Source organism: Vogesella perlucida (assembly GCF_979366545.1).
The window spans coordinates 1-22,592 of record NZ_CEETRO010000017.1 but is presented as its reverse complement, the minus strand read 5'-3'; the positions used below and the strand labels follow the sequence as shown (position 1 = coordinate 22,592).

At 57.2% G+C, this 22,592-nt stretch carries 18 protein-coding genes; 10 read left to right on the top strand and 8 right to left on the bottom strand.

Annotated elements, in window-relative coordinates; all coding sequences use genetic code 11:
• Nucleotides 1-132: 132 nt before the first annotated feature.
• Nucleotides 133-969 (top strand): MurR/RpiR family transcriptional regulator, encoded by an 837-nt coding sequence (locus ACZ9XP_RS17335; RefSeq protein WP_465188891.1) that lies wholly within the window; start codon nt 133-135, stop codon nt 967-969.
• On the opposite strand, the gene ACZ9XP_RS17330 is transcribed toward ACZ9XP_RS17335, so the two are convergent.
• The 6 genes from ACZ9XP_RS17330 to ACZ9XP_RS17305 all read right to left on the bottom strand — a co-directional run bounded on the left by ACZ9XP_RS17330 (nt 953) and on the right by ACZ9XP_RS17305 (nt 8,891).
• Nucleotides 953-1,768 carry a DMT family transporter gene (locus ACZ9XP_RS17330; protein ID WP_465188890.1) on the bottom strand — a complete coding sequence of 272 codons (816 nt, stop codon included), beginning with the start codon at nt 1,766-1,768 and terminating at the stop codon, nt 953-955. The two genes, ACZ9XP_RS17335 and ACZ9XP_RS17330, sit on opposite strands and share 17 nt — an antisense overlap.
• A gap of 104 nt (nt 1,769-1,872) precedes the next feature.
• Nucleotides 1,873-2,898: an ABC transporter permease gene (locus ACZ9XP_RS17325; RefSeq protein ID WP_147688898.1), complete on the bottom strand. Its 1,026-nt coding sequence runs from the start codon at nt 2,896-2,898 to the stop codon at nt 1,873-1,875.
• 63 nt (nt 2,899-2,961) lie between these two features.
• Nucleotides 2,962-4,506: a sugar ABC transporter ATP-binding protein gene (locus ACZ9XP_RS17320; protein ID WP_465188889.1), complete on the bottom strand. Its 1,545-nt coding sequence runs from the start codon at nt 4,504-4,506 to the stop codon at nt 2,962-2,964.
• Nucleotides 4,507-4,576: 70 nt separating this feature from the next.
• The gene (locus ACZ9XP_RS17315) at nt 4,577-5,512 is read right to left on the bottom strand and encodes a sugar ABC transporter substrate-binding protein (RefSeq protein WP_147688900.1); all 936 of its coding nucleotides are present in this window, start codon (nt 5,510-5,512) and stop codon (nt 4,577-4,579) included.
• A 330-nt stretch (nt 5,513-5,842) separates the two neighbouring features.
• A complete protein-coding gene (gene iolD, locus ACZ9XP_RS17310; protein WP_465188888.1) occupies nt 5,843-7,699 on the bottom strand; it encodes a 3D-(3,5/4)-trihydroxycyclohexane-1,2-dione acylhydrolase (decyclizing) in 1,857 nt (618 codons plus the stop codon).
• Between the two features lie 139 nt (nt 7,700-7,838).
• A complete protein-coding gene (locus ACZ9XP_RS17305; RefSeq protein ID WP_465188887.1) occupies nt 7,839-8,891 on the bottom strand; it encodes a LacI family DNA-binding transcriptional regulator in 1,053 nt (350 codons plus the stop codon).
• Nucleotides 8,892-9,077: 186 nt separating this feature from the next.
• Here ACZ9XP_RS17305 and ACZ9XP_RS17300 point away from each other — a divergent pair, with 186 nt between their 5' ends.
• The 5 genes from ACZ9XP_RS17300 (at nt 9,078) to ACZ9XP_RS17280 (ending at nt 14,247) form a co-directional block, all read left to right on the top strand.
• Nucleotides 9,078-9,977 carry a sugar phosphate isomerase/epimerase family protein gene (locus tag ACZ9XP_RS17300; protein WP_465188886.1) on the top strand — a complete coding sequence of 300 codons (900 nt, stop codon included), beginning with the start codon at nt 9,078-9,080 and terminating at the stop codon, nt 9,975-9,977.
• Between the two features lie 31 nt (nt 9,978-10,008).
• Nucleotides 10,009-10,827 carry a TIM barrel protein gene (locus tag ACZ9XP_RS17295; RefSeq protein ID WP_465188885.1) on the top strand — a complete coding sequence of 273 codons (819 nt, stop codon included), beginning with the start codon at nt 10,009-10,011 and terminating at the stop codon, nt 10,825-10,827.
• Nucleotides 10,828-10,886: 59 nt separating this feature from the next.
• On the top strand, nt 10,887-11,897 hold the full coding sequence (iolG, locus tag ACZ9XP_RS17290) for a bifunctional inositol 2-dehydrogenase/D-chiro-inositol 1-dehydrogenase (RefSeq protein ID WP_465188884.1): 1,011 nt from the start codon (nt 10,887-10,889) through the stop codon (nt 11,895-11,897).
• A 220-nt stretch (nt 11,898-12,117) separates the two neighbouring features.
• Nucleotides 12,118-13,104 (top strand): inositol 2-dehydrogenase, encoded by a 987-nt coding sequence (gene iolG / locus ACZ9XP_RS17285; RefSeq protein ID WP_465188883.1) that lies wholly within the window; start codon nt 12,118-12,120, stop codon nt 13,102-13,104.
• Between the two features lie 129 nt (nt 13,105-13,233).
• A complete protein-coding gene (locus tag ACZ9XP_RS17280) occupies nt 13,234-14,247 on the top strand; it encodes a Gfo/Idh/MocA family oxidoreductase (RefSeq protein ID WP_465188882.1) in 1,014 nt (337 codons plus the stop codon).
• Between the two features lie 462 nt (nt 14,248-14,709).
• On the opposite strand, the gene ACZ9XP_RS17275 is transcribed toward ACZ9XP_RS17280, so the two are convergent.
• Nucleotides 14,710-14,967 carry a hypothetical protein gene (locus tag ACZ9XP_RS17275; RefSeq protein WP_465188881.1) on the bottom strand — a complete coding sequence of 86 codons (258 nt, stop codon included), beginning with the start codon at nt 14,965-14,967 and terminating at the stop codon, nt 14,710-14,712.
• Between the two features lie 213 nt (nt 14,968-15,180).
• Between ACZ9XP_RS17275 and ACZ9XP_RS17270 the strand changes: the two genes are divergently transcribed.
• The 4 genes from ACZ9XP_RS17270 (at nt 15,181) to ACZ9XP_RS17255 (ending at nt 20,812) form a co-directional block, all read left to right on the top strand.
• Entirely contained in the window at nt 15,181-16,092 is a 912-nt protein-coding gene (locus ACZ9XP_RS17270; protein WP_465188880.1) for a helix-turn-helix transcriptional regulator, read from the top strand.
• Between the two features lie 346 nt (nt 16,093-16,438).
• Entirely contained in the window at nt 16,439-18,865 is a 2,427-nt protein-coding gene (locus tag ACZ9XP_RS17265) for a dynamin family protein (RefSeq protein ID WP_465188879.1), read from the top strand.
• A 1-nt stretch (nt 18,866) separates the two neighbouring features.
• Nucleotides 18,867-19,751 carry a diguanylate cyclase regulator RdcB family protein gene (locus tag ACZ9XP_RS17260; RefSeq protein ID WP_465188878.1) on the top strand — a complete coding sequence of 295 codons (885 nt, stop codon included), beginning with the start codon at nt 18,867-18,869 and terminating at the stop codon, nt 19,749-19,751.
• Nucleotides 19,748-20,812 carry a patatin-like phospholipase family protein gene (locus ACZ9XP_RS17255; RefSeq protein WP_465188877.1) on the top strand — a complete coding sequence of 355 codons (1,065 nt, stop codon included), beginning with the start codon at nt 19,748-19,750 and terminating at the stop codon, nt 20,810-20,812. The genes ACZ9XP_RS17260 and ACZ9XP_RS17255 overlap by 4 nt, the downstream gene beginning before the upstream one ends.
• Before the next feature lie 410 nt (nt 20,813-21,222).
• On the opposite strand, the gene ACZ9XP_RS17250 is transcribed toward ACZ9XP_RS17255, so the two are convergent.
• Nucleotides 21,223-22,107 (bottom strand): hypothetical protein, encoded by an 885-nt coding sequence (locus ACZ9XP_RS17250; RefSeq protein WP_465188876.1) that lies wholly within the window; start codon nt 22,105-22,107, stop codon nt 21,223-21,225.
• Nucleotides 22,108-22,592: the final 485 nt, after the last annotated feature.

The window sequence follows — 22,592 nt, the reverse complement described above, 5'->3', positions numbered from 1 at the left end:
CGTATATTTGTTGTATCGGAAATTTATTTCTGCAAATTTTTTTTCATTTCTGCAACAGCAGTCGTAACATAGCGGCATCACATCGCCCCGGAGGCCCGGAAATTGAGCAATAACATGACCGCAGACCAGCTCATGAAGCGTATTTCAGAAGAGTACGAAGGCCTGAGCAAGCAACTTAAGATCATCGCCAAATACATCGAGGATCATCGCCAGACGCTGGTGCTAGAACGCATCACCGACATTGCCAAGGCTTGTGAAGTGCAGCCATCGGCCATTGTGCGTTTCGCACAACGCTTTGGCTTTTCCGGTTTTAGCGACATGCAGGCTTTGTTCCGCGAGGCATTTGTCCCTAACCAGCCCAATACCAGCAGCTATCAGCACCGCATCCGCGACGTCATCGCCAAACAGAATGCACCGCTGAGCAACACCGACCTGGCGCAGAGCTTTCTGGCGGCCTGCCAGCAAGGCTTAGATGAGCTCTCGCAAACACTGGACCCGGTAGCCTTTGACACCGCCGTGGACCTGCTGCAGCGCGCCGACAACATCTACGTGATCGGCGTACGCCGCATGTTTCCCATTGCCAGCTACATCACCTATGCACTGCAGCACACCAAAAAACGCGTACATCTGGTGTCAGGCTTGGGCGGCATGTACCACGAGCAGATCCGTAGCATCGGCGAAGGCGACCTGATGATTGCCATTAGCTTCCAGCCTTATGGCCGCGAAACCCGCTACTGCGCTCGCGTAGCCAGCCAGAACAAGGCCAAGCTGCTGGTCATCACCGATAGCCAGCTCAGCCCGCTGTGCCGCGACGCCGCCAGCATCCTCACGGTCAAAGAAGGCAGCGCCTTTGCCTTCCGCTCGATGAGCAGCACCATCAGCCTGTGTCAGGCCCTGTTCATTGCACTGTCTTACCGGCTGGAGCTAGTGGTAGAAGAAACCCGCGACGCGGTCAGTTACGACGAGTAAGCAGCAAGGCCAGCAATACCAGGGCGGCACCGCTGCCCTGCTTCAGGCTGAAGCCGCTGCCATACCACCATGCGGCCAACAGTGCCGTCCACACAGGCTCCAGCAGCAGGATGAACGATGCCTGCGCTACCTCCAGCCTGCCCTGCCCCCAACCCTGCAAAACGAAACGCAAGCAAGTAGCGAGCAGCACACTGCCCAACAGCGGGAACCAACAAGCCTGCCATGCCAGCCCGCGCCAGCTCTCCAATAGCGCACTGGCTGCCAGACACGCCGCGCTCGCGACCAGCAACTGCCAGGCTGTGGCCTGCATCACCGGCATGGCTGCCATGTCGCGGCTGTTCACTGCCAGGTAGGCTGCCTGCCCGGCGGCAGCCAGCAGCAGCCAGCTTTCTGCTGCCGCCAAGACCCCGCCCGGCCGCCACGACAGGCACGCCATACCCGCCATGGCCACCGCCATCCCCAGCCAGGCACGCTGCGACAAGCCAGTACCCAGCAACACACGAGCGGCAAATGGCGCCAGCACAATCCCTAGACTGCTGATGAAGGCAGCGACCCCGACATGCTGACTCAGACTCAGGCCATAAACCCAACACATCATGGCCAGCCCCAATAGCAGGCCGCCGCGCATGGCAGGGCGCCACACCCCGGGCTGCCAGTACTGCCGGCGCCACACAAGTCCGGCCAACACCAGTGCACTCAGCCCGAAACGGATTGCCATGAATAGCAAGGGGGGCAAGTAATGCAGTGCAGCTTTAGAAAACAGCCAGCCACTTGCAGCCAGCAGGGTTACTAACAGCAAGGCAACTTCTGGCAAACGACGATGAACAGCAGTCAGTGACATAGCAGTAACGTGCAAAAGCCCGGCAAAGCCGGGCTTGGGTAAAGAGGAGCGCTCAGCAGCGATCAGGCGCGGCGGTTACGCTGGCGGTACTGATCAGCCACCACGGCAGCAACAATAATCATGCCTTTCACGATCTCCTGGTAATAGGCATCGATGCGCAGGAAGGTAAAGCCCGAGGTCACCACACCCAGGATCAGTACACCGATAACAGTACCAGTGATGCGGCCAACCCCACCGGCCAGCGAGGTGCCGCCAATCACAGCTGCGGCAATCGCGTCCAGCTCGTACATCATGCCCATGCCCGCCTGGCCGGACACAGCGCGGGCCGACGTCACCACCCCGGCCAGACCAGACAGCAGGCCGGCAACGGTGTACACAATCACCAGGTGCTTGTTGACGTTAATACCGGATACACGGGCTGCTGCACGGTTGGCGCCGATGGCGTAGGTGTACTTGCCGTAGCGGGTGTAACTCAGGATGACGTGGAATACCGCAGCCACACCCAAGAAAATCAGTACCGGCGTGATACCACTACCAATAGCGGCATAGTCATCAGACAACATGCTGATCGGTTCGCCTTCGGTGTACCACTTCGCCAGGCCACGTGCAGTGACCATCACACCGAGCGTGGCGATGAATGGCGGGATCGCGGTCTTGGCAATGACAAAGCCATTAAGCAAACCACAGCACAGACCCACCAACAGGCCCGCCAGCAGCGGCACCACCACCGGCAAGTCGGTCAGCGACGGAAAAATGGCGCGACCAAAGTCGGATGTCTGCGCCAAGCTGGCCGATACCATGGCGGTAAGCGCTACGACCGAGCCAGAGGACAAATCTATACCGTCCATGATGATGATCTGGGTAACGCCCACCGCGATGATACCTATCACTGATACCTGCAGAATCATGACCAACAGGCGGTCGGTATTAGCCAGAAAGCTTTGTCCTACCAAAAACCAGCCCAGTACCTCGAACAACAGTGCTACGCCCATCAGGACAGCAAAGATGCGTGCCTCACCCGGCAGGCGGAATGTGGACTTGGCGGGCTTGCCGGCATTACCGATCTGCCCTGCGTTGCTGATTGCCATATTGTGAATCCTCCGGTTTGGCGCCACGTGTGGCGCCTGTCTCTCTGTGTTTTTTGTCAGTGCTCAGTGTGACGCCAGTTGCATAATGCGAACCTGGTCTGCCTCACTGCGGTCCAAGATGCCGGTTACCCTGCCCTCATGCATCACCATCACGCGGTCGCTCATACCCAGTACCTCGGGTAGCTCGGACGAAATCATGATCACGGCCACACCCTGGCAGGCCAAGCGAGAAATCAGCCGATGGATTTCTGCCTTGGCGCCCACATCAATGCCACGGGTGGGTTCATCTAGAATCAGGATGCGCGGGTTGGTCAGCAGCCAGCGGCCAATCAGCACTTTCTGCTGGTTACCGCCAGACAAATTTTCCACCCGCTCGTACAGGCCTGGCGCCTTCACCCGCAGCGTAGCGGACATCTCTTCGCACACACTGCTCAGGGCAGACTGGCGCACAAAACCTGCCTGCACGTTGTCGCCACCCAGCACCGAGATCTGCATGTTTTCCTGGATGCTCAACTTGAGGAAACACCCGGTGTCTTTGCGGTCTTCAGTCAGGAACGCCATGCCATGCGACATGGCGACTTTGGGCGAGCTCATAACCACTGGCTTGCCGAACAAGTTGATGCTGCCACTGCTAGCTGGAGTGACACCAAAAAGCGTTTCCGCCACATTACTGCGGCCAGAGCCGATCAGCCCGGCCACACCGAGAATCTCGCCGCTGCGCAGCTCGAAACTAACATCGTGGAATACGCCATCCAGCGTCAGGTTCTGCACCGACATCACCACCTCGCCGATCTGCGCAGTTTCCTTCGGGAACATGTCGCCAACTTCGCGGCCAACCATCATGCGAATGATCTCGTCGCGGTCCAGCCGTTCGGTCTGCATGCAGCCGATGTAGCGACCGTCACGGAAGATGGTGACTTCGTCGGCGATTTCCGACAGTTCGTTCATTTTGTGAGTGATGTAAATAATGCCCTTACCCTGGGCACGCAGTGATTTGATGATCCGGAACAGGTGAGCTACCTCGTGCTCAGTCAGCGCAGAGGTCGGCTCATCCATGATCAGCACATCAGAGTTGTACGACACGGCCTTGGCAATCTCCACCATCTGGCGTTCGGAAATGCTCAGGTCACGCACCAGGCTTTCCGGGTCAATATCGATGGCCAGTTCGGTCAGCAGCTGGCGAGTCATATCGGCCATGCGGCCGTGGTCGATCAGGCCAAAGCGGCCCAGTGGCTCGCGACGGATCCAGATATTTTCGGCCACGGTCATGTAAGGCATCAGGTTCAGTTCCTGATGGATCATGGCGATGCCTTTTTCCAGGGCGTCCAGTGGCGAGGCTAGAGCAACATCCTTGCCATTGAGGCGAAACACACCTTTGTCGGGTGGCTGTACGCCAGCAAGAATCTTCATCAGTGTGGACTTGCCCGCACCATTTTCACCCATCAGGGCATGGACGGTACCATGACGCAAGCAGAACGAAGCATCATCCAGTGCCACCACACCCGGAAACTCCTTGCGCACGCCTTTCACTTCGATCAGCGGCACTACTGTCGCCTTCTGCGGCGCAGCTTGGGTGGGCGTCACTTTTTCGGGGGCCAGACTCAGCATGGCTCGTCATCCTTATTGCTGGCCGTTTCCGACCCCACAGGGGCTGGAAACGGCCGTGGGTGGGTCACACTTAGTTACGAGCTTCGTAAGTCTTCAGGTTAGCTGGCGTCACCAGTTCGAACGGAATGTAGTTCATCGGAGGCACTTTCTCGCCCTTGGACAGTTTCAATGCCACATCGATGGCACCACGACCCTGGCCTGCGCCATTCTGGAATACAGTCACTTTCAACTCGCCATTCTTCATGGCTGTGAGCGCATCACGGGTAGCATCGACACCGGCTACGATCACGTTGTTACGCTTTGCCGCCTTCAATGCTTGGATTGCGCCTAGTGCCATCTCGTCGTTGTTAGACACAACGGCGTCAAATTTCACACCAGCACTCAGCCAGTTCATCATCAAGTCACGCCCTTCGGTCCGCGACCATTTTGCGGTCTGCTTCTCGACGATCTTGATGCCCTTGCATGCAGGGGTGGCAATAACGTCTTCAACGTCTTTGGTGCGTTGACGCGCTGCCTGGTTGGAAAGGTCACCCATCATCACCACGATATTGCCCTTGCCACCCATCAGACGACATACCTCTTTCATCTGCAGAGTGCCCGACTCCAGCTCGTTGGAACCCACGAATGCCACCTTGGCAGGTAGCACACGGTCGGCAGGCAGGCGGTTGACATACACCAGAGGAATGCCTGCTGCGCTAGCCATCTTGCTGATTTTCGGGGTCACTTCGGTGTCCACAACGTTCACTACGATGGCGTCCACTTTCTGGGCAATAAAGTTCTGGACTTGCGAAAGCTGTTTGCCGATGTCATTCTGCGCATCCTCAAACTGGATGCTTACATCTTTCTGACTGGCCGCATGGGTTTTCATGCTATTGCGCACCACAGTCAGGAAGTTGTCGTCGAAGGCAGACATGGTAACGCCGATCTTGGCGGCAGAAGCCGGCATGGCTGCGGCGGTCAGGGACAGGAAAACCAGGGAACCAGCAAACTTGGTCATGCGTTTCATCGGTGTCTCTCCTTGTTGTGTAAGTCGGTGCGACGGCAGGCGCTACTGCGCGGTGAGCCATGCGAATCCGTATGGCTAAGATAAGAGCAGCCGCCACAAATTGCAAATAAAATTTCACTGATTTTTTTATGTAGAAATTTATTTCCACAAACTTGCAACAGCCTTTCCGGTTGCTGCAATGCAGCAAATTTTGCTTTCCAATCACAAGCTTAGCGACAGAACGACAGACAACACCTGACAGGTACTGCCAGTGCTCACTTAACCATTTTCAGTTCATGGGCATAAAAAAAGGCCGCAATAGCGGCCTTGGTGAGGAAGAGTAAGATGGCCTCAGCGACGCTGGCGTAGGGCCGCTTGCTGGTGACGTGCCAGGGCTTCTCCCACTTGGCTACGGTTAGACACCTCCGGAATGCCGACCTGCCACCAAGTGCCCCCTTCCGGCGTGCACTGTGGGCCGTCGATACGCAGGCTGATCAGGTAACTGCGGCTGGCGGCGCGGGCGCGATGCATCGCTGCTTCCAGTTCGACCACACTGTGCACGGTCTCTGCTTCGGCGCCCAGCGAACGGGCATTGAGCGCAAAATCGATATCTGGCGCACCATCCGGCCCGGTGAGGCAATCCTTGTACATATTGTTGAACTCGGCACCGCCGCAAGCCTGTTGCAGACGGTTGATGCAGGCGTAACCGGCATTATCCAGTAGCACCACGATCAACTTTTGCCCCAGCATCACCGAAGTGGCCAGCTCGTTATTGAGCATCATGTAGCTACCATCGCCCACCATCACGATCACCTCGCGCTCTGGCCGGGCCATTTTCACCCCCAATGCACCGGCCACCTCGTAACCCATGCACGAGTAGCCGTATTCCATGTGATAGCCACCCGGACGGCTGGTACGCCACAGCTTGTGCAGCTCGGCCGGCAAGGTACCGGCCGCGCACACCACGATATCGTTATCGCAGGAGTTGGCCGCAGACGCCTGCACCGCGCCGATGGCTTCGGCGTAGGTGGGCAACGCTGCACGTGGACTGACAACGATCTCGCTGACCTGACGGCGCCAGGCGTCACACAGCCGGGTGGCCTGCGCTTGCCAACCGCTATCGACACGCCAGTCGCCCAGCGCGGCAGACAAGGCGGCTAGGCCGGCACGCGCGTCGGCCTGGGCACTGACCCCACCCCACTTGATCGCATCGAAAGTATTGACGTTGATCGAGAGCAGCTTCGCCCCAGCGTACAGCGCGTGCGAGCCAGTAGTGAAATCCTGCAAACGCGTGCCTACAGCCAGCACCACATCGGCATCCCCGGCTAGCGCATTGGCCGCCGGGCTGCCAGTTACCCCCACCGATCCGGCCAGCAGCGAGTGCTGCCATGACAGTGCACCCTTGCCGGCCTGGCTCTCGCCAACCGGAATACCGTGCCGCTCGGCAAATGCCTGTAGCGCGGCCGGACCACCTTCGCTATACAGCACGCCGCCGCCCGTGACGATCATCGGGCGTTTGGCATCGCGCAGGATAGCTGCCAAGGCCTGGATTTCGGCATCTTCTGGCGGTGGCTGGCGGAAACGCACCACTCGCTCATCAAAGAAAGCCAGCGGCCAATCGAAGGCCTGCGCCTGTACATCTTGCGGCAGCGCCAGCGTCACCGGGCCGCACAGCGCCGGGTCGGTCAGATAGGCGATGGCACGCGGCAGTGCCGTTAGCAGCTGATCGGGCACCACGATACGATCGAAATAGCGTGATACCGGGCGCAGGGTATCTACGGCCGATACGCCGCCGTCGTGGAAATCTTCCACTTGCTGCAACACCGGGTCCGGTGCACGGCTGACAAAGATGTCACCCGGCAGCAGCAGCATGGGCAAGCGGTTGACATGTGCCACCCCTGCCGCCGTGACCAGATTGGTACATCCGGGTCCAATGGAGGTACTGACTGCCATCATGCGACGGCGGAAGTGCGCTTTGGCGTAAGCAGTGGCCGCCAGCGCCATGCCCTGCTCGTTGTGGGCTCGGAAGGTAGGTAGTTGCTCACGCATGGCGTGCAGCGCCTCGCCGAGACCGGCTACGTTGCCGTGGCCGAAGATGGCCCATACACCGCCGAACAGGCGCTCGCGGTGGCCATGTTCGTCTTCCACATATTGCGCAGCCAGATAGCGCACCAGCGCCTGGGCTACGGTCAAGCGTATCGTTTTCACTTTTGTCTCCTTGTCCTGTGTTGCCCGGTGTGCGGCCAAGCGTGCGCATACCGGCGGCTACCCGTTCACGATATAGGAAGCCGCCCAAATTGCAAATTATTTTCTTATTTTTAATTTTGCGGAAATTATTTTCCGTTGCTTATTCGGCAAGATAACGCTCGCCTCGCATATTCTCCGGCACGTACAGGCGGAACTCGCCCCCCTGCTCGTTTCCAGGTGCGGGTGGTGCCATCCCCAGCGCCGCCAGCACATGCTGGATGGCACGCAGTGCCTGTGTATCCGGGTCCTGGTCAATCACTACATCCAGTAGTCCCTCCTGCATGTACTGCCGATGATCGTCAGACAGCTCATGGGTAATCCAGCACACCTTGTGCGCCACAAAGCGCCGCAGTGCCGCTACCACGCCGGGGGAGCCTGCACCGGTGTTGTAGATGGCCGCAATGCCTTCACCGCGGCGGAAGGCGTCGCTGAGCGCCAAATAGCACTGGTCAGGGTCGTCTCGTGTTTCCCGGCTCACAGCATCGCACAGCAGGTGTGACTGGCCAGCCAGCGCATCGCGGCAGCCCTGGCTACGTTCACGGTGACCACGGTAGTCGCGGCGGCTGCTGAGAATCAGCACACGGCCACCCTGCGGACAATAGCGTCCGATCAAGTGGCCAGCGGTGCGCCCCGCCGCGTAGTTGTCGATGCCGACGTAGGCAGCCTCGGGCAAGGCCTCTACCCGAGTCACCACCATCACCACATGCTCACCGCGCAGCTGTGCCTGATGCAACGCCTGTCGGCTGGCCTCAGAGTCGGGGGCTGCCACGATCAGCGCCCGCCGCGGATAGCGGCGCGGTGCCAGTATGCGCAACAGTGCTGCCTCATCGTTGTCGGGCACGCTGAAGCGGTGTACCACCAGACGGCGGTCCAGCATGGCAACGATGCGCTGAAAGGCCTGGCCGAGGCGCCGGAAAAACGGCGAGCGGTTGTCCGGCAGCACGATATCCACGTGTAGTAAACCGGTATCCACCTCGGGCAATAGCCGGGGGATACCCAACTCGCGAGCAGCTGCCACCACTTTTTCACGTGCCTTACGCGACACACTGCCACGCTCATTCAGTACACGGTCGACCGTCGTGATGCTGACGCCAGCGGCGTCAGCAATATCGCTGAAACGCGCTGAGCGTTTGCGACGTGCTGAGGAAGTCAAATGCGGTCTCCTTTTCACAGTCATTCACGCCTACCACCAACAGCGGCACGGCAGGCCTGAGCAGGGCCATTCCGCCATTTTGACGAAATATCGTCAAAACACCAGCAGCGCGTGTGTCTTTCCACGCCTAGATTAGCTGGCAACGGCAAGACAGCAACATAAGCCGCACACACCAGGAGACACATCATGAAGATTGCCCTCGACCCTTACATGCACCGCCATCTGGCCCTGCCAGATCTGGTAGCCAAAACGGCCGAACTGGGTTACGACCAGATCGAACTGTCGCCCCGTGCTGACTTTCTCGACTGGTGGGTCTACCCACGCGCCACCCGTGACCGCATGGCAGCATTCAAGCAGGCACTACGACAGCATCAGGTCGGACTGGCTAGCTTGCAACCCATGTACCGCTGGGCCAGCCCATTTGAAGACGAGCGCGAATGGGCCATGCGCTGCTGGAAGAAAGCCATCGAAGTCGCCATCGAGATGGAATGCCCGCTGATGATCAGCGAATTCGGCCGGGGTGCCTCGCCCGAACGATCGGTCGGCGAACGGCCAGGTGCCAACACCCGCGAGCTGTGCGAAGCGGCGTGGTTTCGCTCCATGGACGAGCTACTGCCCATCTTTGAACGTGAAGGTATCACGCTGTCAGTAGAGCCTCACCCAGAAGACTGGGTGGAACAGCTGCAACCTGCCATCGACATCGTCAAGAACATCGGATCCAGCGCGCTGAAAATCAGCTATATCGCACCACATACTTTCTACTACGGCGACGACCTGGCGGGACAACTACGCGAAGCGGCTCCTCTGCTGGCACACGTCCGCGTGGCCGACACTTTCAACCATAAAGCCAGCTCCCAGCTGCGCTATATCGTCAACCCGCCTGGCTCCAGCCACATCCGTGTGCACCAGCACCTGGACATCGGCCAAGGGGAAATCGACTGGGATACCTTCTTTGCCACCCTGGCAGACATCGGCTTCGACGGCGTGCTGTCGTCCTGCGTGTTTGCCTGGGAAGAGCGCGCCGACGAATCCGGCCGCTTCATGCGCCAGCAAATTCAGCAATACCTGAACCGTCACGCCCGCTGACACCCCCTCACCCCCTCTGGAGACTTAGCCCATGACTCAGCTCAACTTTGCCATCAATCGCATCAGCGCTCCGCGCCTGTCGTTTACCGACTATCTGGCTATGTGCCAGCGCCTGGGCGTCAGCACCATCGAAATCCGCAACGACCTGCAAGGTGTGGAGATCAGCGATGGCACCGACCCGGCGGCCATCCGTGAGGCCGCCAGTGCTGCCGGCATCCGCATCCGTTCCATCAATGCGCTGTACCCGTTTGATGTATTCGACAGCGCCCTCGAGGCTCATGCCCGCAAGCTGGCTGCCTACGCCCGTGACTGCGGTGCCGAAGCCCTGGTGATGTGCCCGCTGAACAGCCGCGAAGACAAGCGTACCGCCAGCGACCGCTACAGCGACCTGGTGCACGCGCTGAAACAGCTGCGCCCCATTCTTGACGACCACGGCATTACCGGGCTGGTCGAGCCGCTAGGCTTCGAGGAGTGCTCTCTGCGTCGCAAGTCTGATGCCGTAAAAGCCATCTTTGATGCTGCTGGCGAGCGCCACTACCGCCTAGTACACGACACCTTCCATCATCACCTGTCCGGCGAAGACATCTTCTTTCCCGAACTGACGGGCCTGGTGCATATCTCCGGCGTGGAGTCTACCGAGCTGGCCAGCAACCAAATGCGTGACGGCCACCGCGTACTGGTAGGCGAAGCCGACCGCCTGGGCAATATCCGCCAGCTGCAAACACTGCTGTCACGCGGCTACGACGGAGTAGTGTCGTTCGAGCCGTTTGCCGCCGACATCATGGAAGCCAGCGATAGCGAAGCTCTTCTCCAACGCAGCATGGCATTTATCCGCCAGTCACTCGCCTGAACCCACGTCCGGCCGCTTACTGCGGCCAACCCTGACAACACAGAGACAAGGAAAACAACATGACCCTTAAAATTGGTGTAATCGGTACCGGCGCTATCGGCCAAGACCACATCCGCCGCCTGAGCCAAACCCTGTCCGGCGCCCGCGTGGTAGCCGTCAACGACATCAATGCACAGCAGGCCCGTGATACCGTGGCCCGTTACCAGCTGGACGCCATCGTCCATACCGATGCGCACGCACTGGTTGCCGACCCGGCAGTAGAGGCTGTACTGGTGACCTCTTGGGGGCCGACGCACGAAGAGTTCGTATTGGCCGCCATCGCTAAAGGCAAGCCGGTATTCTGCGAAAAACCGCTGGCTGTTACCGCAGAAGGCTGCCAACGCATCGTAGAAGCTGAAATAGCATACGGCAAACGGCTGGTACAAGTAGGCTTCATGCGCCCCTACGATGCTGGCTACCGCGCCCTGAAAGATGTGATCACCAGCGGCAAGATCGGTGAGCCGCTGATGCTGCACTGCGCCCACCGCAACCCCAGTGTTGGCGACAGCTACACCACCCCGATGGCCATTACTGATACGCTGATTCACGAACTGGACGTGCTGCGCTGGCTGCTGGATGACGACTACGTCTCCGCCCAGGTTGTTTACCCGCGCAAGACCAGTCACGCCGCTAGCCATCTGGCAGACCCGCAGATCGTGCTGCTGGAAACAGTCAAGGGTGTGCGCATCGACGTGGAAATCTTCGTCAACTGCCAGTACGGCTACGACATCCAGTGCAGCGTGGTAGGTGAGAGCGGTGTGGCCAACCTGCCGGAGCCCGCCAGCGTACTGATGCGCAGCGATGCCCGCCTGGGCACCACCATCCTCACCGACTGGAAGCAGCGCTTTATTGATGCCTACGACGTGGAACTGCAAGCTTTCATCAACGGCGTACGTGATGGTGCCCTCACCGGCCCATCGGCCTGGGACGGTTTTGCCGCTGCCGTGGCTGCCGATGCCTGCGTGAAAGCCCAGGAAACTCGTGGCGTGGAGGCTATCACCATGCCACCGCGCCCGGCCTTCTACGGCTAAGCTAGCTGGTCAGACAGGCCGTACCCGGGGGGCTTTCACTGTCAGTGCCAACCGGGTACGGCTTGCTGTTGCAGCCAGCGCACAGCAATGCATTGAACAATATTTTCTTTTGAATTTATATTTGAGAAATTAATTTCTAACAATATACTGTGCTCAACGGTCAAGCGGCCAGCACACACCGCGACAGACTGGCATAACAAACCCCGACCCGGAGAGCACCATGATTGAAGTAGCCCTGTTTGGCGCCGGTCGCATCGGCAAGATCCATGCGGCCAACCTGTTTGCCCACCAAGGCGTGCGCCTGAAGTACGTGGTGGATACCCATGCGCCTTCGGCCCAGGCATTGGCAGAACAATACGGCGCCACCGTCAGCGATACCGATACCGCACTCGGCGATGGCAGTGTTGGCGCCGTGGTCATTGCCAGTAGTACCGACACACACGCCGAACTGATCCTGCGTGCCGCTGCCGCCGGCAAGGCTATCTTCTGCGAAAAACCGGTCGACCTCGACCTGGCCCGCGCCCGCGACTGCGCAGCGGCGGTCGCCCAGGCCGGCGTACCGTGCGTCATCGGCTTCCAGCGTCGCTACGACCCCACCTTTGCCGCAGTAAAAGCCCGCATCGAGGCCGGCGAAATCGGCACCCCGGAAATGCTGGTGGTCACCAGCCGCGACCCGGGTGCCCCGCCGGTGGACTACATCAAACGCTCCGGCGGCATCTTCAAGGACATGCTGATTCACGACTTCGATATCTGCCGCTGGATTCTCGATGACGAAGTGGTGGCCGTGCACGCCAGCGCCAGCGTGCTGACCGACCCGGCCATTGCCGACGCCGGCGATGCCGACTGCACCGCAGTTACCCTGCGCACCCGCAGTGGCCGCCTGTGCCAGATCAACACCAGCCGCCGCGCCGCCTACGGCTATGACCAGCGCTTTGAAGTGCTGGGCAGCAACGGCATGCTGCAAGCCGGCAACCACCGCCCCACCGAAGTTACCGCCTACGGTAGCCAGCAGGTCAGCACCGACTTGCCACAGCACTTCTTCCTGGAACGCTACCAGGCCGCCTACGCAGGCGAAATGGCGCACTTCTTCCGCGTGATTACCCAGGGCGAAGCGCCGCGCACCACGGTACAGGACGGCGTGAAAGCGCTGGAGCTGGCCGATGCCGCCACCCGATCCTGGCAAGAAGGCCGCGCCATTACCCTGTAACCCTTGCCAACACTGTTGCGCTGCGCCGCCCGCCTGCCGGGTACCGGCGCGGCCTGCATGCCGCCCACCGGACGATAGGAACGGTATACGGGCACGCAGCGCAGCAGCGGCAACCCGACGGAATAACCCATGAGCACAGTACGTATCGGCATTGTCGGCCTCGGCCGACTGGGTCGCCGCCATGCGGCCAACCTGCAACACACCCAGGGCGCATGGCTGCAAGCCGCCTGCAGCCCGCTGGCAGAAGAGCGCGACTGGGCTGCCACCGCCCTGCCCGGCTGCACCTTGTACAGCGATTACGATGCGCTGCTACAAGACTCGCAAGTGGATGCCGTGTTTCTGGTTACCCCCACTTCGCTGCACGCAGATCAGATCATTGCCGCCCTGCGCGCCGGCAAGCACGTGTTCTGCGAAAAGCCGCTAGCGCTGAATGTAGAAGACTGCCTGGCCGTGGAAGAAGAGGCATGCCGCCATCCGCAGCTGAAAGTGATGATCGGCTTCGTGCGCCGCTTCGACGCCAGCTACCGCAATGCGGCCTCGCTACTGACCGCAGGCGAGCTGGGCCACCCGTATATGGTGCGCTCGCAAACCTGTGACAAGAACGACGAGTCCGGCTTCTTCGTGCGTTTTTCCGGCAGCAGCGGCGGCATTTTTCTTGATTGCAGCATCCACGACATCGACCTGGCGCGATGGCTGCTGGGCAACCCCAAACCCAAGCGCGTCTGGGCTACCGGCACCAATGCCTTGCACCCAGCGCTGGCCGAATATCAGGACGTGGACAACGGCATTGCTATGTGCGAGTTCGAAGGAGGACAGCTGGCCTGCTTTTTTGCTTCACGCACGCTGGCCCACGGCCACGAAACCCTCACCGAAATCTTTGCCACCGCAGGTCGCCTGAGTGTGGGAGCCAACCCGCGTGCCGATCGCGTGGAGATCAGCGACGCCAGCGGCATCCGCAATACCTGCGTGCAGGATTTCTACCAGCGCTTTGCCGATGCTTTCGTCACCGAAGCGCAAGTATTTGTCGACACCATCCGTCACGATCGTCCATCCCCGGTGACGCTGGAGGACGCACGCGAAGCCACCCGCATAGGTCTGGCCATTACCCAAGCCTTCCGCAGCAACGAGGCCGTCACGCTGTAGCAACCGAGTTTTCTCACCCTCCTTTGATAGCCCGCCCACAAAGCGGGCTTTTTTTGGTTCTTCACAAAGAAGTATGGAGTACATCTAGCCACGTCTGCGGCCATCCACGAAGAACTTACAATCCACTGTTCCTAAACAAGTAAATCTCTGACAAAAAAGTGCAGCTACAAAGCAAACAGACAACAGCATTCCAGTCGATACGCCTGCTTGAACTATACGGCTTACCCAACCAGCGCATGCCCAGCGAAGCCATGTCTGAAGCCACACTGCGCAAGGTGATGATTGCCCTGGAAGCCCCCACCTGCACGGGCAAGGCTACCCGTCACAACTAATTGAAATGCAGCTGGCGGACGCAAAAGAAAACAAAATGAAAGCCACCTACAACCACGCCCAGTATCTGGACGAGCGTAGGCGGCTAATGGAACGCTGGGCGGATTTTGTGACGGGAGAAGGCTGAGCAATCTAGTGCAGCAAGGAGCCAGGCACGGGGCCGATAAAGGCCTCGATGCCCTCCGCCTCTACTTCGGCCAAGAACAACGCCAGTGCTGCTTCATCAGTAGCAAATTCATCATCGTAGACTGTTGAGTTGTTGTACTCATCTACGATCTCCAGCGTCCAACCTGTGTCTGGCAATCGATAGATGCATACTTCTACTGTTTTGCCGTTCTCGCGGAAGTACTGTTGCAAGGGGGACGTGATGATTTCTTTTTCGTAGGTCATGGAACGTGCCTTCATTTTGGTCAAGTGAGATGGTAGCACCACAACATCGCTACTCATCGCCGACCTGATGAGATTCAAACCCCTTCCACATACAACCCGCCTTTGCTAACAGGCAGTCTCCGCCAAGGAGGCAATCACAATAAATATCCCATGTAGATGACATGACCTGTCACAGCCCTGTGTTAACATTAAAAAATGACAAAGGGGACGTTAATGTCATCGAAAAATCACGAAATGTTAGCCACACGCCTTGCCGCAATTTTGCGCAAGCTGAACTATGGCGAGCAAGTTTCCATCCACGAGTTGGCCGCAGAATTCAACGTTAGCATTCGAACCATCCAGCGTGACTTGCTAGAGCGGTTGTCATTCCTGCAGCTAGAAAAAGACGGAAATGACTACCGCCTGCACGACGATTGTCTAGGTCGCATCAAGCTTGGTGACATCACCCGCTTTGCCAGCCTCGCTGGTTTGAACGGCATGTTTCCGGGCCTGGATAGCCAATTTATCCGTGAGTGGTTTGATAACCGCATAGAGCACTCTTTTCAAGTACACGATAACCACTACGAAGACCTGCGATACCGGATGGCCGACTTTCGCACTATTCAACAGGCCATTCACCAACAGCGCTGCCTGTCTTTTCAGTACCAAAAGCCGGAAGGTAAAAAGCAGGTAGAAGCCGAACCTTACAAGCTGATTAACCATGCCGGCATCTGGTATCTGGCCGCCTGCAACCAGGGCCAGATCAAAGCGTACTCCTTCAGCAAGATGAGTGCTCTCAACCTCACTGCACAGCAGTTCAAGACCGACAACCAGATCAGCAGCATGCTGGAGACAGAAGACAGCATCTGGCTCAACAGCAACAAGACAGAAGTCGTGCTGTCGGTATCGTCCGCCGTAGCGTCGTACTTTCGGCGCCGCAATCTGATTGCCCAGCAAGAAATCATCAAAGAACTCGCCGACGGCAGCTTGATGCTCAGCGGAAAGTTTGCCCATCAGAATCAACTATTCCCAGTGGTACGCGCCTGGCTGCCGCATGTGCGCATTCTGAACCCTGCCAGTTGGCAAACCGCGTTGGAGCAGCAGCTCCGGGAGTACCTTGGCAGCCCCCACGCTGGCCAGCGATGACAAGCCACCTATCCATTTTCATTTGCGCCAGGAGTTCACCATGCCCATAGCGCCAACAGTCTGCCGTTATCAGTGCCCAAGCTGTCACTGGTCTACCGTATTCACACCGCGCTCGGACGCTTTGACCAGCGCACCACCGCGCACCTGCCCGAATTGCGGCCATGGCGAACTGACCTACACAGCCCTGAAGGATAACGGGCTTATTGCGGACACCTTGCGCCGCGTGCTTGGACGGTAACTCGCCAACGCACCACCTAAGACCGTACCTCATAGACCTGCACACACCCAGAATCACCGCCATCGCATGAAAACCGCAATGGCCGCTCAACTATCACTGGAGCTTTACATGCAACAACCAACTATCGACGTACTCAGCACCGAAGCCAATCGCCTGCTGGACCTGAGCATTCAGTTTCTGAACTACATGAACGAACAAAAAGGCGTGGTTGCCGTCGCTATGCAAGGCGAAAACCAAACCTTCGACCAGGCATCCCTGGCAAAGCACATCGAAGTGCTGCAGGGCGAAAAAACCAAACTTGCCAATCTGGACATGGTGCTGGCCGTCATCGGCACCATGAAGGCCGGCAAGTCCACCACCATCAACGCGATCATCGGGTCGGAAGTACTCCCCAACCGTAACCGGCCAATGACTGCCTTACCCACCCTGATCCGGCATACCCCCAAGCAAATTGAACCGCTGCTGAAGTTTGACAATAACGGTCCAATCAACCAGTTGCTAGCGCAGCTATCACCACTGCTTAACAAATCGGAGGTGGCAAACACACCGGCTGCGCTGGCCGACAACCCCGACATGCACGAACTGTTGCAACGTATCCAGGAACGTAAACTGTTTAGTACCCGCTACGAGGGGGCCGATAACATCTTCTGGTTCCTGAAAAGCCTGAATGACCTAGTGCGCCTGTGCCAAGAACTGGAGGTCGACTTCCCATTCGAGCACTACGATGAAGTGCATGAAATGCCGGTGATCGAAGTGGAATTTGCCCACTTGCGCCACATGCCGGAAACACGCGGCCGACTAACCCTACTGGACACCCCCGGCCCTAACGAAGCAGGCCAAACCCACTTGCGCGTCATGATGAAGGAGCAGTTGGCCAAAGCCTCCGCCATCCTGGCTGTGATGAACTATGGGCAACTCAAGTCTGATGCCGATGATGAAGTACGCGAACAGCTGAAAAGCATCGCCAGCACAGCACAAGGCCGCTTGTACGCACTGGTCAACAGATATGACGAAAAAGACCGTAATGGCGATGGTGAAGAGGCTATCAAGCGCCTAGTTGCCGGCACCCTGATGAAAGGGGTAATTGATGAGGCTCACGTTTTCCCGGTGTCGGCCCGTCGTGCCTACCTGGCCAATCGCGCCCTGCACGAGCTTGATCTGCACGGCAAGCTGCCTCCTCATACCAAAGAAGCCTGGGTAGAGGACTTTGGCGAAGAGGCAATCGGACGCCGCTGGGAAAGCAAGATTGATGATGTAGAAGAAGTGCGCGACGCCGCCATGGAACTGTGGCAAGAGTCACTTTTCAACATCCCGATGGAGCGTGTGATTCAAACTGCGCATAGCCAGGCTGCAGCCTACGCTATTGATGCTGCCGCATCGAAACTGGTCGATATCACCCAAAAGCTGAATAACTTCCTCAGCCTGCGCGAGAGCGCTTTGTCGCGCAATGCAGAAGATCTGCAACGTCAAATTGTCGGCCTACTGGAAGACAGTCACAAGATTGATGGCGCTGAAAAAGAAGCCAATAAGCTAGCGGATAACACGCTGAAGCATATCGACAGTAACACGGCAAACATCCTGCAACGCCTCTATGCCGAGATGGAAGCAAGCCTGGAGGAATACTTCAAGGAGGGCCAAGTCATCGCAAAAAAGCAGCAAGAGCTAGAGGACGAAGAAAGAAAACGGAAGCCAAGTAAAAAACATGAAAGTGAAGGTCTGCTCTCCACGGTTTTCAGATCGCTGGCGCACCTGGCTGCAGAGCGATCGGATCAAGGCTCTGACTTTGACCCGAAGCAGAAAGTGTTGAAGTTTAGCGATCGTGATCAAGCAGAAAAGCTTTTGAAAAGAATTGGCAGCTCCATCGAGAAAATCATGAAATCCGGTGAAGAGGCGCTGATTACGACCATCCAGCAACAGCAGGATGATTTCCGCAAGAGCTTCGAGGGTAACGTAGGGGACATGGTTGGCAAATTGGTTGCAGCCATGAAAGACCGGCTATCAGGCGCTGGCTTCGATCTGGAAATCCGCTTGCCTACGCCTCGCTTTCCTTCCTTGCAGATGACCGGCGTGGAAATGCTGGAAAGCATGGTGCAGGAAAAGTCCAAAATGGTTACCCGGTCACGTCGCAAGTCAGGTGCATGGGGAACTGTGTGTAGTTGGTTTGGGACCTCAGACTGGGGATGGGAAGATTACGAAACCAGAGAGGAATTCTACGAAATAGACCTGCCAAAAATCCGCAAGCGCGTGACTAAAGAACTGGCACACACGTTTGAGCAGTTCAACCAGTCACTCACCATGCTGGTACAGCAACCGCTGGAGCGCGAGGTACAAGACTACTTCGCCAACTTCCGCAGCAAGGTAGAAAACATCCGCGCCGACATGCAGCAGGGCATTCGTGACAAACAAGGCAGCAAAACCAAACAAGAAGCGCTGGCCAATAGTATTGCCAACCTCAGAAAAGACCTGCCCAGAATGATGGCAGACTGCGACGAGCTGGCTGCCGATCTGCGTCCGATCCTGCAACAGGGAGCCTGACATGACCGATACCCCTATCACGAAAGACAGCGAGATTTGCAAAGCTCTGACCTGCTTGCCAGAAAAGTTCATTGTCGATTTTGCCAACGGTATTGATGTGACGCAGGACCATCTACAGATGCAACGAACCAGAAGCAGCTTTTTCAACCGCTGCTACGATGGTTTCACCGGCAGTAGCCACCGCCGCCAGGCGGAGATCAACGCCAACTTAGCTCAAGGCTTGGAGGCGTCGCTACAATGGCTGACCGACCTGACAGAGTCGCTGGCGGAAAGCAATCTTGCCATCGCCAGGGTAAACGACAGGGTCACTACTCTTAACCAACACTTGGCACGAGTAGTGCAACACGCTGCGTCCACCCGCCACCAGCTCGAAAACCTGGCAGAACAGCTGCATCTGCGCTGTACCAAGATAGAAAATGAGCTGAGCCGCATCGATTTCGAGCAGCGTGTCAGCAAACAGTTAGATAGCGTGTTCTATCGCTGGGAGGCCGGGCGCTTTGATACGTTTTCCCCAGCAGGCCGCTGCTTTGCCGCACTAGAAGAGTTGCGTTGGGGAGTGCTGGGAGATTACAGCCGAGCCCACCCCAAGAACCACCGTCAGCGACAGCTATTCATTGAAGAAGCGATAGATCGTGCCACCGCCATGCTGCAGCGCGACTTGGGTAACCAACGGCTGGAAACCAAGTACTGGCTGGCGTCACCAGCGCGTCAGCTAGCCGATGCCCAGCCAGCGCTGGTTTATCTGGCCGAAGACTACAGTGTCGAGCAGCATCCGTTCGTCCATACCAGCTGCGGCCAACCCCAAGCTCTGCCAATGCAAGTGCCACACATCATGCGCGCCAACCGGCTAGCTGAAGCACTTGGCGAAGAGGTGCTTGCAAGATGAATACCAATACTTTCAAAACCGGGCTAGTACTGTCCGGAGGCGGTGCCAAAGGCGCGTACCAGGCTGGCGTGGTAAAAGCACTGGCTGAGCTAGGCACACAAGTCGACATGGTATCTGGCGCCAGTATCGGGGCACTCAATGGCGGGGTACTAGCATGCTCAGCTTCACTACAGGAGGGGGCGCAACGGCTGGAACAACTATGGTTAGCTCTAGCTGAAAACAACCCGCTAAGTGTCAAAAACCCTTATCAGCGGATGGCGTACATCAGCCTGCTGGCAGCAGCAGGCCTGTCCGGCCCCGGGGGCCGTCTGCTAACGCAGCTGGCCTCACGTACCAAAGGTACAGTGTTTGCACCTCTCGCACCTGACGCACTGCTGTGTGACAAGCCATTGCAACAGATGATGGATCAGTTCTTGGACATCAAGGCCCTGGCTGCCGGCATGCCTTTGTATGTTTCCCTATTTGAGAGCATGGGCGGAGGTTTGGATCTGCTGCGGGTGGCAGCCGCCGAACTGGGCATTGCCAACACGCCCGACTCAGAATTTGTACACGTGCAAAAATTACCTGAAGAGCAGCAACGAGACGCCCTGCTCGCCTCAGCAGCCCTGCCCTTGCTGTATCAAACCCGAGAAATCGGCGGCAAACGCTATAGCGACGGTGGCCAGGGTGGGTGGCAGAACAGTAGCGGTAATACACCGGCCAGCCCATTACTGGCAGCTGGCTGCCAGCTGTTGATTGTGACCCATCTGAGCGATGGTTCGCTGTGGAGCAGACATGACTACCCAGACGCCACCATTCTGGAGATACGGCCGCAAAGCAGTATCAGTCGGGACGATGGCTTATTGGGAGGCGCCAAGGACCTGCTGGGCTTTGACCCACAGCGCATTCCGTCCTGGATCGATCAGGGCTATCGCGACACCCTGCACTGTGTCGGCAGAGTAATGAAAGCTAGTGAAGCCCGCAGTAAACTGCATGAATCTAAGCTGACACTGGCAGACAGCGAGCAACGTGGACTGCACAGCGACCAGGCATTAGCCAATACCATGCGGCTGCTGGACTAGGCACTACCAGCTTGATCCTGCTCGAAAGAACCAGTCCCCACCCTGTCTCGACTAGGTGGGGACTGGTTTAGTGATTGATCATCGTGTAATGACCCAGCACTTTCTACACAAGACAGGCTGCTAAGATAGGCCATCGCCGGCGTCCTCATACACAAAGCCTGGTGCGGGTAGAACCCGACCCAGGCTTCGGCCTCGGAGAGCATCTGATCGACGGCGCGGGAGACCTCGACCAACGTGCGCTTGCCTTGAGTGATCTCCATCACCAACACGGCTTTGTGCTTGGTGATCCAGCACTCGATGCACTATGCCATAGTTATCAAAAGTGGCCATCAAGCACTCCTTAATGAATGATGGCCTAAACAAGTTTTTAGTAGGTCATTACATCTTCTCATTGCAAGGGAGCAATATCGTTAATTCACGCCAACCGACGAATGTAACGCCGCATTCATCACTTTTGATGTGAGGTTATCTATCAAGATATGAACGTCGAAAAGCTTCATACTGTCCAGATCTTCACTCGGCACGTCCCAGTTATGTACTCGCCCACCTCCTGTTAAAGCATCTTTCCCGACCGCATCAAACCACAGTGCAAGCTGCACACTTCTAGGCTGTAGGAAAAACACCGCAGAGACGGCCTCAGAAACATCGTCAACCACACATTCACGGAGAAGAGATGAAGAATGCATTTCATTCGTAATCTCTTCCCATCGTGTTTTAGAGTTGACATTCATAGTACTAAGTGCGGGCTGGGATTCGAGTCTCGAAATGACAAGTGGAACTAGATCAGTATCTCTGAATAGTTGGTCCGCTAAGCTCATTGCAATATCGCGCATAAAGTCTATTTTTGCGACTAACATACGCTCAGATGTTTCATGCTGCCATGCTCTCGCAAACTCAGCCCCCTCTGCGATTCCGGCCATAAGCCGAAAAGAGTCTGGCTTAAAAAGCTCCAAGACTTGTTGCAGCATCTTGTAACGTCCAAACTCGAAAAGCCGGTGTAAAAGATCATGCGGATACTCGAGCCAAGATGTATCACTGTAGTCATAACCATCCTCATGGTCCTCACTAACAGGCCAAACTGGAAACTCCTGAACCATCCCATTAATTGAAAATCTAATAAAGTGATAGCTTTCAGTATGGTTTGTGCGCTGAAGTTGCAATGCCAGAATGGACTCGTCGATGCAGTTGGGGTAACAGGCTCTAAACGCGGGTAAAAGATCTATTGGCTGGCCAGCTTGCCATTCGCCTGGGAGCTGGCTAGGTAGAAGATAGCGCCAGAATTCATCAAATCTCATAAAATCTCACCTGAATCTTTCAATACGGTATGAAGTGGGAAGCCCGTTTAGCACAAAAGTATCGACATACAGTCAGTAAATACAGTTACCAAAACCTCGTTCAGTGCAGTCTGTGTGTTGCACGCATGGTCTGCACCAGCACCTGCTAGAGTTGTGGTTTCAGACCCAAGCGTATACCGGCAAAGCATGGTTTCATGCATGCCGGCAAAATCCCGCAAGCACGAGCAGCGCTTCGACAGGCTGGAAATAGGCACCGCCGTCACACTGTAGATGACTATATTCAGGAACAGATCAAAACCGGCTGCTCAAGGCATCGGTGGCGTTTTTGGTTCAATGAAACAACAGCATGCTTCACTCCTCCTGAATTCAAGGCCAACATCATAGCGCAAACCCATGCTGTTTAATGCCTTATGCATCGAAATGGATAGGCAAATGCAAGCCGTCCGGGTGCAGTAGGGTGTCTTTGTCCAGATCAAACGGCAGCA